General features: G+C 69.8%; 12 protein-coding genes and 4 pseudogenes. 6 read left to right on the top strand and 10 right to left on the bottom strand.

What is annotated here, in order from left to right; all coding sequences use genetic code 11:
* Window positions 1-490: 490 nt before the first annotated feature.
* From AB0J08_RS39150 to AB0J08_RS39140, 3 genes and pseudogenes are all read right to left on the bottom strand, one after another.
* Window positions 491-1411, bottom strand: a complete 921-nt coding sequence (locus AB0J08_RS39150; protein ID WP_360644141.1) for a DDE-type integrase/transposase/recombinase — start codon at window positions 1409-1411, stop codon at window positions 491-493.
* Between the two features lie 36 nt (window positions 1412-1447).
* Window positions 1448-1613, bottom strand: a pseudogene (locus AB0J08_RS39145) (IS110 family transposase); the annotation flags it as partial.
* 32 nt (window positions 1614-1645) lie between these two features.
* Window positions 1646-1849, bottom strand: a complete 204-nt coding sequence (locus AB0J08_RS39140; RefSeq protein ID WP_360644135.1) for a hypothetical protein — start codon at window positions 1847-1849, stop codon at window positions 1646-1648.
* 278 nt (window positions 1850-2127) lie between these two features.
* Between AB0J08_RS39140 and AB0J08_RS39135 the strand changes: the two genes are divergently transcribed.
* A complete protein-coding gene (locus tag AB0J08_RS39135; protein ID WP_360644132.1) occupies window positions 2128-2301 on the top strand; it encodes a hypothetical protein in 174 nt (57 codons plus the stop codon).
* A gap of 249 nt (window positions 2302-2550) precedes the next feature.
* Here AB0J08_RS39135 and AB0J08_RS39130 read toward each other — a convergent pair whose 3' ends face one another.
* A complete protein-coding gene (locus AB0J08_RS39130) occupies window positions 2551-3663 on the bottom strand; it encodes a virginiamycin B lyase (RefSeq protein ID WP_360644129.1) in 1113 nt (370 codons plus the stop codon).
* A 691-nt stretch (window positions 3664-4354) separates the two neighbouring features.
* Here AB0J08_RS39130 and AB0J08_RS39125 point away from each other — a divergent pair.
* Together AB0J08_RS39125 and AB0J08_RS39120 are read left to right on the top strand one after the other, a co-directional pair.
* Window positions 4355-4648, top strand: a complete 294-nt coding sequence (locus AB0J08_RS39125) for a hypothetical protein (protein WP_360644126.1) — start codon at window positions 4355-4357, stop codon at window positions 4646-4648.
* 13 nt (window positions 4649-4661) lie between these two features.
* Entirely contained in the window at window positions 4662-5753 is a 1092-nt protein-coding gene (locus AB0J08_RS39120) for a peptidase (protein ID WP_360644123.1), read from the top strand.
* Window positions 5754-5791: 38 nt separating this feature from the next.
* Here the strand turns inward: AB0J08_RS39120 and AB0J08_RS39115 are convergent.
* Window positions 5792-6079, bottom strand: a pseudogene (locus AB0J08_RS39115) (integrase core domain-containing protein); the annotation flags it as partial.
* A 137-nt stretch (window positions 6080-6216) separates the two neighbouring features.
* Between AB0J08_RS39115 and AB0J08_RS39110 the strand changes: the two are divergent.
* On the top strand, window positions 6217-7479 hold the full coding sequence (locus tag AB0J08_RS39110) for an IS4 family transposase (protein ID WP_360644121.1): 1263 nt from the start codon (window positions 6217-6219) through the stop codon (window positions 7477-7479).
* Window positions 7480-7849: 370 nt separating this feature from the next.
* Here the strand turns inward: AB0J08_RS39110 and AB0J08_RS39105 are convergent, their stop codons facing one another.
* From AB0J08_RS39105 to AB0J08_RS39090, 4 genes are all read right to left on the bottom strand, one after another.
* The gene (locus AB0J08_RS39105) at window positions 7850-7996 is read right to left on the bottom strand and encodes a hypothetical protein (RefSeq protein WP_360644118.1); all 147 of its coding nucleotides are present in this window, start codon (window positions 7994-7996) and stop codon (window positions 7850-7852) included.
* A gap of 66 nt (window positions 7997-8062) precedes the next feature.
* Entirely contained in the window at window positions 8063-8584 is a 522-nt protein-coding gene (locus AB0J08_RS39100; RefSeq protein WP_360644116.1) for a hypothetical protein, read from the bottom strand.
* A 20-nt stretch (window positions 8585-8604) separates the two neighbouring features.
* On the bottom strand, window positions 8605-8988 hold the full coding sequence (locus tag AB0J08_RS39095; RefSeq protein WP_360644113.1) for a hypothetical protein: 384 nt from the start codon (window positions 8986-8988) through the stop codon (window positions 8605-8607).
* 133 nt (window positions 8989-9121) lie between these two features.
* Window positions 9122-10423: a hypothetical protein gene (locus AB0J08_RS39090; RefSeq protein WP_360644110.1), complete on the bottom strand. Its 1302-nt coding sequence runs from the start codon at window positions 10421-10423 to the stop codon at window positions 9122-9124.
* A gap of 602 nt (window positions 10424-11025) precedes the next feature.
* On the opposite strand from AB0J08_RS39090, the gene AB0J08_RS39085 reads away from it, so the two are divergent.
* Both AB0J08_RS39085 and AB0J08_RS39080 read left to right on the top strand, forming a co-directional pair.
* The gene (locus AB0J08_RS39085) at window positions 11026-11310 is read left to right on the top strand and encodes a transposase (protein ID WP_360644138.1); all 285 of its coding nucleotides are present in this window, start codon (window positions 11026-11028) and stop codon (window positions 11308-11310) included.
* Between the two features lie 426 nt (window positions 11311-11736).
* A pseudogene (locus AB0J08_RS39080) lies at window positions 11737-12258 on the top strand (ISL3 family transposase); the annotation flags it as partial.
* A gap of 131 nt (window positions 12259-12389) precedes the next feature.
* Here AB0J08_RS39080 and AB0J08_RS39075 read toward each other — a convergent pair.
* Window positions 12390-12482 (bottom strand): annotated as a pseudogene (locus tag AB0J08_RS39075) (IS5/IS1182 family transposase); the annotation flags it as partial.

Raw genomic sequence — 12482 nt, 5'->3', positions numbered from 1 at the left:
AGGTGCGGCGGATCCTGCTGGCCGAGGGCGTTCGCTGGCGCCACACCCGGTCGTGGACGCGTTCGAAGGACCCGGATTTCGAGGGAAAAGGACGCTGATCATCGGCCTGTATACCAGCCCGCCCGATGGCGCGAAAGAGCGAATGTGCGCTGGTGCTGCGATCTTTCCGCAGCCCGGCCCCGTCGAGGTCACAGGCGCCCGATCGGACGCCGAAGCCGATGGGACCGCATGCGCGGGGCGAGGGGGCCACCTCGGTAGCGTCGTACTCGCACAGGGCCGAAGCCGCAGCCTGGCGCTGCTGTTCCTCTTCCTCGGCTCGACGGCGCTCTGCCTCGGTCCGGGCCGCCTCGCGTTGTAGGTCGGCGGTGACATCGTCCGGGCTCGCCCGCCCCCACGGCCGGTCGGCTCGCCGCCATCCTCAGTCGGAGCGGGCGTTGCGAGACCGGCCGGCACTTGCCGCATCCTCGCCGTCCTCAGCCGAAAATGACGCTCAGTCACTGATATCAAGCGCGGCGCGGACCGCCTCGGTGACCAGTTCCAGCCGGGCCAGGTCGCGCACCGCGGTCAGGACATGGGCGAAGTCGGTGCGCTGCGTGGTGCGCTCGCCCACGAGGCCGGCCTTCTTCAGGCGAGCGAGCGCCAGGTCGAGAAGACGGCCGGCCCGGTCTTCCTGGGCCAGGCACTCCGCGGAAGTCGGCCGCCGCAGGGCTGATGCAAAGTCGTCGTGATCAAGTAAACGTGCTGTTCGGGTGACACCGAGGAGGTCCAGCGGCCCGGTGGAAGGCTCGTAGGAGACGTGGCGACCGCGCTGGGCGCGACCCGCATCCCCAGGGCTCCGGGCGCCCGCGCGCCGAGGCGGGCCAGGGTTTGCTACGGCGCGGCGGCGGCCCGATGCCCGGTCGCAGCGTTGGAGCGGGCCCCGGCCCCGGCCAGCTGAGTCGCCCCGGGTTCGGTAGTAGGCGTCGCCGACCGATCCGATCGAGGCTGCGATGCCGGCGGCGTCCAGGTGCTCGGCGAGCCGGAAACTCGTGTACTGCGACCCGGCATCCGAGTGATGTATCAACTCGCCTCGCTGGTGGGGGAATCCATCACGGTCGCGCGGCCACAGCGCCATGTCCAGCGCATCCAGGACAAGCCGGGTCTCCTTGGAGATCGCGGCCGACCAGCCGATGATGCGCCGGGAGAAGGTGTCCGCGACGAAGGCGACGTAGACGACGCCGGACCAGGTCTTCGCGTGCGTGAAGTCGGCGGCCCAGTAGCGGTTCGGCGCACCGGCGACGAATTGGCGGTCCACCAGGTCCGGGGCGATTTCGGCGGCCGGGCCGGCAATGGTGGTGATGACCTTCTTGCCGCGCACGGCGCCGGTGATGCCGAGTTCGCGCATCAGGTGCTCGACGGTGCAGCGTGCCACCGTGTGGCCCTGCCGGCCCAGCTCCCGATTCTGTCCCTTCCCCTCGGCCCGCTTGCGCTGGTGGTACGCCCTTGGAGGCCGGGCAGGCCGGCAGGCCGGCCATCGCGGAGAGGTACATGGCCCGCAACAGGCCGCGGTGGTAGCGGCGGGGTCTGCGCAGGTTGCCGCTGACGCGGCCGGAGCCGCGCGGCTGCGGGGCCAGGCACCGGCGGGCTGGCGGTTGGCTCGGCGTTGTCACGCAGCCGGTGCACGAAGCGGCGGACGGTGCGCCCGCTGACGGTCGGGCCCGCGTTCGGTGAGTTCGCGGTGGAGCCGCAGTGCGCTGTGGCAGCCCTCGTTGAACCGGGCGATCAGGTAGGCGGGGTGCCCGTCCCAGGCTGGTCTGCCGACCGCCGGTGGGCCCGCGCCGATCAGCTCGTCGGCGGTGACGGCCCTCATGAACTTCCGCACTGTCTTGTCGTCCAGGCCCGGCTCGGCGACGAGCCGACATGATCGCCAACCGCCACGACCGGCGGGCGGCTTTCGCTGGCGCCAGAGCCACTTTGCCACGGCCGCCGACACGGGAGGAGTACCACGCGGCGTTCGTGGTCCTCGGGACCCCGGTCATGGACAAGATCGCGACATCGGTACGCCGGCTGCCGGTCCGCGATCGGGGGCGGGCCGGCGGGCCCGGCGGGTCTGATATTTCCGGGCCCGCCACTACGGGTAGGACCGCGATGCAGCAGCCGGGACGGACGGCGGAGGTGGCGGACCGGCTGCTGCATCCGGGCGATGAGGACCGGATGCCGGTGCTGTACGTCACCGTGCCGCCGTCCTCCGCCGCGGCCGCCAATCACCCGGAGCGCGGCGATCTCCGCCGCCAGCCCCTCGGTGGGGTCCCGGCGCAGTAGTGGCACCGACCGGCGGGTCCGGGCGCCGACGGGCGCCGGACGGGCGCCGGCAGGTCGGCGGGAAGATCCGGTTGCCGACGGCCCGGGCCCCCGGCCGGACCGCGCGCCGGAGAAGATCACCCGAACGGATGGCGTCGTCGTGCCGCCGGACGGCACCCGCACCCGCGCCTGCACCGGGACGAGAACCGGCGAGACCTTGGCGGGAGCGGGTGCAGACGTGGCCGGGGCGAGTGTTCACATCGCGCCCTGTCAGGGGGTTAGCTGTCCGATCTGGCTCACGTAGTTCTCGGTGAACCAGAGGTTGTCGTCGGATCCGGTGGCGATCTCCAACGGGTTCGCGCCGGAGGTCGGGACCGACAGCTCGGAGATCGTCCCCGACGTCGTGATTCGGCCGATGTCGTTGCCGTCCGTCTCGGTGAACCACAGGGCGCCGTCCGGCCCTGCGGTGATGCCCCACGGGAACGGGAAGACGGAATCCGTGAGGTCGTAGGCGGTGAACACGCCCGCCGTGGTGACCCGTCCGATCTGGGCTGCGCCGGCGTCCGTGAACCACAGGGCGTCGTCCGGCCCGGCGGTGATGCCGATGGCCAGTGAGTCCAACGAGGGAATCGCGTACTCGGTGACCGTACCGCCGGTGGTGATCCGGCCGATGCTTCCGGACAGCACTTCGGTGAACCACAGGGCGCCGTCCGACCCGGCGGTGATGCTCAACGGGTAGGCGCCCGAGGTCGGGAGCGCGTACTCGGTGACCGTACCGCCGGTGGTGATCCGGCCGATCTTGTCGGCGCCCGGCTCCGCGAACCACAGGGCGCCGTCCGGCCCGGCGGTGATGCCCCACGGGTAGGCGCCCGAGGTCGGGAGCGCGTACTCGGTGACCGTACCGCCGGTGGTGATCCGGCCGATGTTGTCGGTGTTCGACTCGGTGAACCACAGGGCGCCGTCCGGCCCGGCGACGATCTCGGCCGGCCCCGCGTCGCTGGTGGGCACGGAGTACTCGGTGAACGTCCCGGTCGTGGTGACGCGCCCCACCGCGTTCGCGGCTTTCTCGGTGAACCACAGGGCGTCGTCCGGCCCAGCGGTGATGCCGATCGGGGCCGAGTCGGCGGTGGGCGTCGCCAGTTCGTCGATGGTCGAGGTCAGGCGGGGCTGCGAAGCCTTCGGCCGGGGGTGCTTCCCGAGGCAGTCCAGGAGCCCCGCCGGCCCCCGGTGCCGGAGACAGGACTTCACCCACGGGCGCAGGGATCCGGCATGGTGCGGGGAGTCACCGAAGGCGACGGTGCCGGGCGCGCCGAGTGCGGCCGTCAGGGCCAGGACGGCGATCGCACGATAGAGCCGCCTGAGGCGGCCAGGACAGTGAGACATGAGGCAGGCACCTTTCCGAAGGACACGACGGGAGCCGGAGCGTCGGCAGGACACGCATCGCCGACGTCGGGCTTGGGGGAGAGGAAGGCGCAGTCGCCCGATACCGCGACACGCGGCTCAGGCCGATGTCGCTTCTTCGTGATCGCTGCACACGTACAATCTCCACTGAGCCGACGTCAGAAACGGTGAGTGGAGAGAAATGTCGGACGTACGCCTTTCGACACCCGGTACAGCGCCTCTCATGTGACTGTATTTCGTAAGCCCTTCTGGCCGTCGATGGCGCGTTCGCTTCCTGGTCCGAACCGGGCGGGAGGGGCGTGCGGGTTCGCGTTCGGCCGGACGAGTGAATGGCGTTTGGTTGCTGTGCGTGTGCGGATAATCATATGACTCGCCCCTGGGACGGAATCGGACCTTTGCCGTTCCAGGCCTGGACGACGAAGGAGAGCCCATGCGTATTCGATATTCCGTGGCCGCCGGAGCCGCGATGGTTGTCGCCGCCGCGGGAGTGGCCAGCGCCGCGCCGGGTGACACGACGGTCACGTTCTCTGTCTCGGGTGGTTCGTTGGCGATCTCCGTCCCGGGCCCGGCTGGCCTGGGAAGCGGGTTGCCCGGAAGCTCCGTCAGCGGACAACTGGGCAGTGTCACGGCCACCGACACCCGGGCCCTGCTCTCGGCTGCCTGGACTGCATCCGTGACCTCCACCAGCTTCACGACCGGCGGCTCCACGGCCCCGGAGACGATCCCGACCAGCGCGATCTCCTACTGGTCCGGGATCGCGAGCCCCACCACCGGCGTGGGCACCTTCACACCCGGTCAGGCCACATCGGGCCAGGCTCAGACCCTCGACAGCAGCCGCACTGCCTACACCCTCTTGGCGGGCACCGGCAACAACTCCGCGACCTGGAATCCCACGCTCGTCGCCGCGATCCCTGCCGGCGCGGTGAACGGCATCTACACCGGGACGGTGACACATTCGATCTCATAGCCTGGCCCGCCTGTTGTGCACGGCCGCAGCGGTGCTCGCACTGGCCTACGGCGCGGGCACCGCTGCTGCCGACACCCGGGCCGAGACGCCGCCTTCCACCGCCGAGGACAGCATCGGCCTCAAGCTGCTCGACGCGCCCCGGGACCGTGAAGCAGACCCGCGCGCACACATGTACATCGTGGACCACCTCGCACCCGGCAGCGTCATCCACCGCCGGGTGCAGGTGACGAACACCTCCGATACCGACCAGCGTGTTGACCTCTACGCGGGCTCCGCCGTGGTTAACGGCGGCACCTTCACCGTCGATGCCGATCGCACCTCGAACGAGCTCACGACCTGGGTCTCGGTGGACGACTGCACCTCGGACTCGGATGTGTCCAGTACGGCGACGGACTGCGCCACACCGGAGAAGGAAGGGGCCGCCCGGCCGTCCACGCCGCCGTCGTCCGCCACTGTGCGTGACGTCCCGGCGCACGGCGCAGCGGTGGTCCGGGTCAGCGTCCGGGTGCCACCGAAGGCGTCCGCCGGCGAGCGGTACGCAGTCCTCTGGGCGCAGGTCGCGGGCCCCGCGGGCCCGGCTGCGAACGTCCGCCTGGTCAACCGCGTGGGAGTCCGGATCTACCTCGATGTCGGTCCCGGAGGCGAGCCGCTGTCGGACTTCCAGATCAAGGAGCTGACCCCCGCGCGCGCCCCCGACGGTACCCCGAGGGTCGTGGCCAAGGTCCACAACACCGGCGGGCGTGCCCTCGACCTGACCGGATCCATGTCGATGACCGACGGGCCGGGATCTCTGAGCGCCGGTCCCTTCACGGCGAACCTCGGCACCACACTCGGCGTCGGTGAGACCGAGCCTGTCACCGTCCCCCTGGACAGGCAGCTTCCCAACGGCCCCTGGAAGGTCCGCCTCACACTGACCAGCGGTCTGGTCCAACATACCGTCACGGCCACCGTGACCTTCCCCGACGGCTCCCAGAGCGGTGCATCGGTCACACCGAGCACCGCGGACTCCGCTTCGATGCTGCCGGGCATGACCGTGGGTGTGTCAGCCATCATCTTCCTGGCCGTCCTCGGCTACGGGGTGGTCCGCCGCAGACGGGTGAGCTGAACCCGGAAGATTTCAAGTCCAGTGAGACGGTCGTGACGCTATGAGGTTTGTGGTGCGGGTTCCCTGCGCTTGGCCGGGTCGTTGATCCACGCGGTCTTGGGGATCTCGGGTGGTCTGGGGCGGCGGCCGAAGCGTTCGGGGTGCCGTGCATAGGCCTCGGCGAGGGTGACGGCCCGCTGGTCGCGGATCTCCTGGGCGGTGCCGAAGTGAACGCTGGCGGGCGTGTGCAGTCCGATGCCCGAGTGTCGGTGCTCATGGTTGTAGTACGAGATGAAGGCGTCGAACCATTCGCGGGCGTGGGCCAGGGAATCGAACCGCTCGGGATAGTCGGCAAGGCCACGTAGTTAAGCCGATAATCCCGCTGTCAAGTCTGGCGTGTGTTTTGGGACTTCCGCACGTGGGCCAACGGGACCAGCGGTAGAGCAGGAAGCCGACCAAGGTCTTCCACTCCCGCGAGGTCCCGTTGTCCTACCAGTGTGCCACCACCACATTCACTCGGAACGTCACGGTCGCGGCTGGCGACCTGGCCCCCGGGCATCTCGGCGAACTGACGCGCCATGCCCCCTTCGAACTCGTCGACGCCGTCATAGCGGAGACGAACACGGCAGGGCGGCGCCGCAGGCACCTGCCCTCCCGCGTCGGGATGTACTTCCTGCTCGCCCTGGCACTCTTCCCCGGGCTCGGCTACCTGCATGTCTGGGAGAAACTGTGCGCCGGGTTGTCCGCCCTGCACCCGTATCAGCCTTCGGAGAAGGCGTTGCGGGATCTACGTCGCCGTCTCGGTGCGGCCCCGCTCAAGACGCTGTTCGAAGCCCTGGCCGGTTTCCTCGCCCAGCCCTCCACACCCGGCACCCACTACCGGCGCTGGCGGACAGTCGCGTTCGACGGCTGCAGTTCGATCCGGGCAGCCGACCGCCCCCGCATCCTGGAGCGTCTGCGCAAGACCCGTCACCGCTGGGGCGAGGCGGGATACCCCACCCTGCAGCTCCTGACGCTGGTCGAGACCGGGACACGCGGCCTGCTCGGTGCAGCATTTGGGTCCACCAGCGCTGGCGAACTCGCCTACGCCACCCGCTTGCTGCCCCTGCTCTCCCCGGCGATGCTCCTGCTGGTCGACCGGGGCTTCGACAGCGCCGACTTCTTCACCGACATCGCCGCCACCGGCGCCCACCTGCTGGCCCGCCTGCGCTCGGAGCGCCGACCGGCGGTGCTGGCTGTCCTCCCGGACGGCTCCTACCTCACCCGCCTGGGCACCCTCAAGGTTCGCATCATCGAAGGAAACATCACCGTCACCACCAGCGACGGACAGTGCCTCACCGAGTCCTACCGGCTGGCCACCACCCTGCTGGACCACCGCGCCGACCCCGCGGACGCGATGATCCGCCTCTACCATGAGCGCTGGGAGATCGAATCCGCCTACTACGCCTTGCGTCACACCCTGATGACCGGCTGCGTGTTGCGCTCCCAGGACCTGTTGGGCTGGAACAGGAATTGTGGGCCCTGCTGGCCACATATCAGCTCATTCGTCGGGCGATGGTTGAGGCCATCGAGTCGGCCCCCGGCGTGGATCCGGACCGAGGCAGCTTCACCGTGGCACTCGAAGCCGCTCGCGCTCAGCTCGTCCTGGCCAACGGCGTACTGGACGATCGCCCGACCGTCATCAGCAGCGCGGTGCTCGGCGCGCTCCTCCCGCCACGTCGGCCCCGCATCAGCGCCCGCAAGGTGAAGTCGCCGATGTCCCGTTACCCGGGCAAGAACGCCGATCCACGCCCCGCGACCAGCAAAAAGATCACCGAACTGACGATCGCGGTCGTTCTGCCCCCACCGGCGAGCCCGCCGGCGCCTCCACGCGTCGGACACAGGGAGCTCGTCCTGCGACTGCTGCGAAGCGACCCGGAACGGTGCTGGGGCTCAGAGAGATCGCCGAGCGCACAGGCCGAACCAACATAAGAAGCCTATGGACCGAGCTGAACCAGTGGACCCGGGACGGGATGCTGCACAAGGTCAAACGCGACACCTACATGCTCGCAGCCGAGTGGAGCAATCAGCCTGAACCAGCCGCCGCGGGCCAGTTGACGGCGGGAGTATCGGCTTAACTACGTGGCCTTGGGATAGTCGGACATGTACTTGGTGGTCTTGAACTGGGCCTCGCTGTACGGGTTGTCGTTGGAGACCTTGGGGCGGGAGTGACTTCTGGTGACGCCGAGATCGATCAGCAGCTGGGAGACCTTCTTCGAGGTCATCGAGGTGCCCCGGTCGGCGCGCACGGGTCTCGGGGACGATGCCGTTGCGCTCGATGGTCTCGCGGATCAACTCCTCCGCCCGCTCAGCTGATTCGGCCAGTTCGACGGTGTGGCCGACGATGTAGCGGCTGAAGATGTCATGATGACGTAGGCGTGGTACCAGATTCCCTTGCTGGGGCCGGCCGCCTTGGTGATGTCCCAGGTGAACACCTGCGAGGGGCCGTCGGCGACCAGTTCGGGCACCGTCTTGGCCGGGTGGGTGGCCTGGCGGCGGCGCTCACCCCACTGCCCGCGCTTACGCAGGATCCGGTACATCGTGGAGACCGAGCAGTGATAGCGCCCGGTATCCAGCTCGCGGGCCCAGATCTGTGCGGGCGGCAGCTCGGCGTACTCGGGGCTGTTCATCAACTCCAGTACCGAATCACGTTCTTCGGTCGAAAGGGCCGACGGTTGGACCTGGGGCTGTCGTGGCCCGCGCGCGGGCGGCGGCTTCAGCCTGCGGTAGTGGGTGGCCCGGGAGCGGCCGGTCAGCCGGCACGCGGCCGTGGTGCCCAGCTCGTGTTCGACGCCGGCGAACGCCTCGTCCACGACCGGGTCGGCGGCGTGCTTCAGTCCGCGCCCTCGGAGATCATTTCCAAGAGCGCCGACGCTTTTCCCAGGACCTCCAGTGCGGCCTTGTTCGGGGCGAGTTCCTTCTCCAGCCGTTCCACCCGCCGACGTAGCTTCTCGTTCTCGACCTCGGCGGCGGACTTCTTCGGGCGGGCCGGGCTCGTGCGGCGGTCGGCCAGGTTCTCCAGGGCCCCGGCATCGCGCGCGGCCCGCCACTCGGTGACGTGCGAGTGGTACAGGCGCTCGCGGCGCAGGACCGCGCCTTTCTCGCCCTCGGGCGCGGCGTCGTACTCGGCGACGATCCGCAGCTTGTACTCGGGGCTGAACGTGCGGCGCTTCGGCCTGGGAGCCGGGTCGGTTGCGGACGGGTTGGTGCTGGTCATCAGGGGTGGAACTCCTACTCGGGCCCTCTCAGGCTAACCCGACAAAGCGGGATGTCTCACCCAAGCCTGACAAAGAGGGACCCGGCCCCGCCCGAATGCGCTCGTCTGCGGGCGGCAGCGGGCGGATGCGGGATCAGGCGACGGAGTGGGTCACGGTGCCCGTGTAGGTGCCGGCCACTCCGGCGGCGGGGACGGTGATCACTACCGTGGGGCTCCAGGTCGTGGAGCTGTTCCCGTTGCCGGTGGAGACGAAGGCGCCCCTCGGACTGCCGAGTGACTGTTTGGCGGAAGCGTCGCTCTGGCCTGGTGAGACCGTCACGGTGCCGGTCGTGTTGGTCGCGGGCCCGGACCAGTAGTAGACGTTCGAGGTGGTGATCGTCTCGGCCGGGGTGGCACCGCCGGTGGTGAAGTTCGTGGCGGACGCCGTCGCCGTCCACGTGGCGTTGGTCAGTCCTCGCTGGTCCGAGACGGTCACCGCGCCGACGGCCGCGCCGACGGTGCCACCGGGTGCCGCGCTGCCGAGGCCCGCAGTGGTCGGCACGCCGACCGACAACGTGCCCGTGGTCGGAATGACGCTGAGCTGGCTGCTGTTGCTTCCAGTGGTCTCGACGGTGTCCACGACCGCGCGGGTGAAGCTGCTCTTGCCTCCGGAAGCGACCGCCAGCTTCCCCGAAGCGGTGTAGACCGCGCCGCCGCCGGTGATCCAGGAGCCGTTTCCCGAGACCGTGACCGCCGCGGTGTTGTTGCGGTCGGCGATGAACGTCAGACCGGCGAAAGCCCCCGTGGTCGGTGCGCTGAGGGTGGACTTCCCTCCGGTCTGGTCGCTGAAGAACGCCCCGCCGGCAGGCGCCGCGCACGCCACCGGGTACGTCGGGCAGGCGAGGTAGATCGTCACCCCGGAGCCGGTCAGCTTCCCGCCGGAGATCGTCATGCCGGTGGTGATGACGTACGTGCCGGGATTGAGCACGAGCGTGCCGGACAAGGACGAGATGGTGGCGTACACCCCCGGGTTGATCGTCTGGTTCCCGGTGACATGGTTGATGACGGGAAACGGCAGGGCCGGTGTCGTGGGACAGGCCGGCGCGGCCGGGCACTGGGCCAGGGAGGCGTACGGGTCGGTGACGGCGGGCTGGTTCGTCGGAGCCGGGTTGTACGAGCCGCCGCCCGCCGTGGCGAAGCCGGCCGGCGCAGCCGGGCCGCCGATGGTGCCCGTTGCGGTGATCGAGGTGGTGCCGCTGACGAGCGCGGCCTGACTGTTCGTCGAATTGACGAGAATGCTGCCGGTCACCTGGATGTTGCCGGGGTGGACGTACAGGGAGTTCGCGGCGCTCGGGTTGAGGACGCACAGGCTCGCCGTACACGCGGTTGCGGCCTGGGCGGTGCCGGACGGACCGGTCACGACCCAGGTCAGCGCGGATACGAGGGCAAGGACCACGGCGTAGACCGCGTATGGCAGGCGGCACAGTCCGCGGGCACGGACCTGTCCCCTCGTGACCAGGGGGCCGGGACCCGGGACCCGGGGCGCGCCAGGCCGGCCTCCCCGCGCATCCGCCCGCCCCCGACTGCCACCCACGCGCCGGTCAGCGCCCGCCCGCGCGATACCTGAGCGCCAAGAGGCGACTCCCGCCGCCACGTCCACCATCCTCAGCATGACTCAAAACGTATCAAAGACGTCATACCGGGTACGTGTTCCTGCACGAAGTAAAGCCCGTTCAGCGTGTCGGACCCCCGGCCGACCGATTCACCCGCCGCCACACACAGGCAGGCAGACCCACGCCGCCGATCCCGCAGCCTCGGCAGGCCGCCCTCCGATGCGGGCGCATGAGCCGCAGAGGGTCGCCACTCTCGCGGCTGCGTGCGGCCGACCGGGGAATCGGGCGCTGCACCAGATGGACCGCCACCTCCACGCCCGGACCGCTGTCCTGCCGATCGGTCGAGTCGTTGACAGGACTGTGGGGCAGGGGGTGATCCGACGAATGGGCTTTACGCCGAAGTGTGGACACTTCTGATAAGCGGATCTTCGGGTCCGTGGAGAGGATGTCCTCCTGGGTGCTGCGAGGTGCTCGGGGGAGTTCAAGCGGGACGCGGTCGCGCTGGTGGAGTCCAGCGGGCGGCGCATCCCCGTCGGGGGCGCGCGAGTTGGGTGTCAGCCCGGAGCCGCTGCGCCAGTGGGCCCAGCGTTCCCGGGCGGCCGCCGGCACCCCCGGTGCGGGCGGTGGGGGCCCGGTGACGGCGGCGGAGCGCGAGGAGCTGCGCAGGCTGCGCCGGCAGGTCCGTGAGCTGGAGCTGGAGAAGGAGATCCTGCGGAAGGCGGCCGCGTAGTTTGCCAAGGAGACGGGTCGATGACCGGCCGCCGGCGGTTCATCTCCGACCACCGCACCCTGTATGGAGTACAGCGGCTGTGCCGGGCGTTGGGCGTTTCGGCGCCCGGGTTCTACAGGTGGATCCAGGCGGCGCCGGCCCGCGTGGCGCGCAGGGCGGCCGAGGGCGAGCTCGCGGCGCGGATCGAGGAGATCCGCAGTGAGTCGAACGGGGCAAGGGCGCCTCCTGAACCTGCGCACCCAAGCCGACAGGCGCGGGCGCGCCGCCGTCAGGGGGCGGAATCGGCGCGCAGCTGCTCGGCGGCTGCCTAGTAGGCGTCGGCGGCGCGGGCGAAGTAGTCGAAGAGGATCTTCAGCTGGTCGGGGGAGTAGGTGCCGAGCAGCTCACCGATTCGCTGCCGTGCGGGGGCCATCGCCTGGTCGAGGCATCGGCCAAGGCGTCGGGCTGCTCGAATGCGCCCGCCGCCTCGACGTCGCCCTCAACACCGTCAAGCGGTACACCCGCATGAAGGAGTCCACCACAGAGCGACGCGCACCCCGCTACAAGCCCACACTCGTCGACCCCTACCGCGACCACCTGCGCCGGCGTCGGGCCGAGGACCCCGCGGTGCCCGTCACCCACCTCCTGCGCGAGATCAAAGAGTTGGGCTACACGGGCAGCGCGAACCTCCTGGTCCGCTACATCACTTAGGGCCGCGCCGAGGGCGACAAGCCCGTCACGACCCCGCAGCGCTTCGCCCGCCTCCTCCTCACCCGCCCGGAGAACCTGCGGGACAAGGACACCGCACTGCTGCGGGAACTCCCTGCGACATGCCCCGAGATGACCGAACTCGCCCGCCTGATCCGCGAGTTCGCGCAACTGCTGACGCCAGCAGAGGGCAACGACGCCAAACTCTCCGACTGGATCACGGCAGTTCGCGCCGTCGACCTGCCCCACCTGCACTCCTTCAGAGGGTGTTAAGTCCGTTTCTGGTAGCGGCCGCGTCCGGGTTGGTCGAGGACTCCCTGGCGGACGAGTCGTCCCAGGCGGGAGCGGGTGACGTTGATCGAGGGCTCGTCGGTGGGCAGCCGGAGGAGTTGGATGATCACGGCGTCCTTGAAGCCCTGGTCGACCAGGGCCTTCTCCAGGCGCATCCCGCACCGTTCGGCTGCCTGGTCCAGCAGGGCGATGCC

Source organism: Kitasatospora sp. NPDC050463 (assembly GCF_040655255.1).
Lineage (GTDB): Bacteria > Actinomycetota > Actinomycetes > Streptomycetales > Streptomycetaceae > Kitasatospora.
The sequence above is the reverse complement of the archived record's forward strand: the minus strand, read 5'-3'. Positions and strand labels throughout refer to the sequence as shown.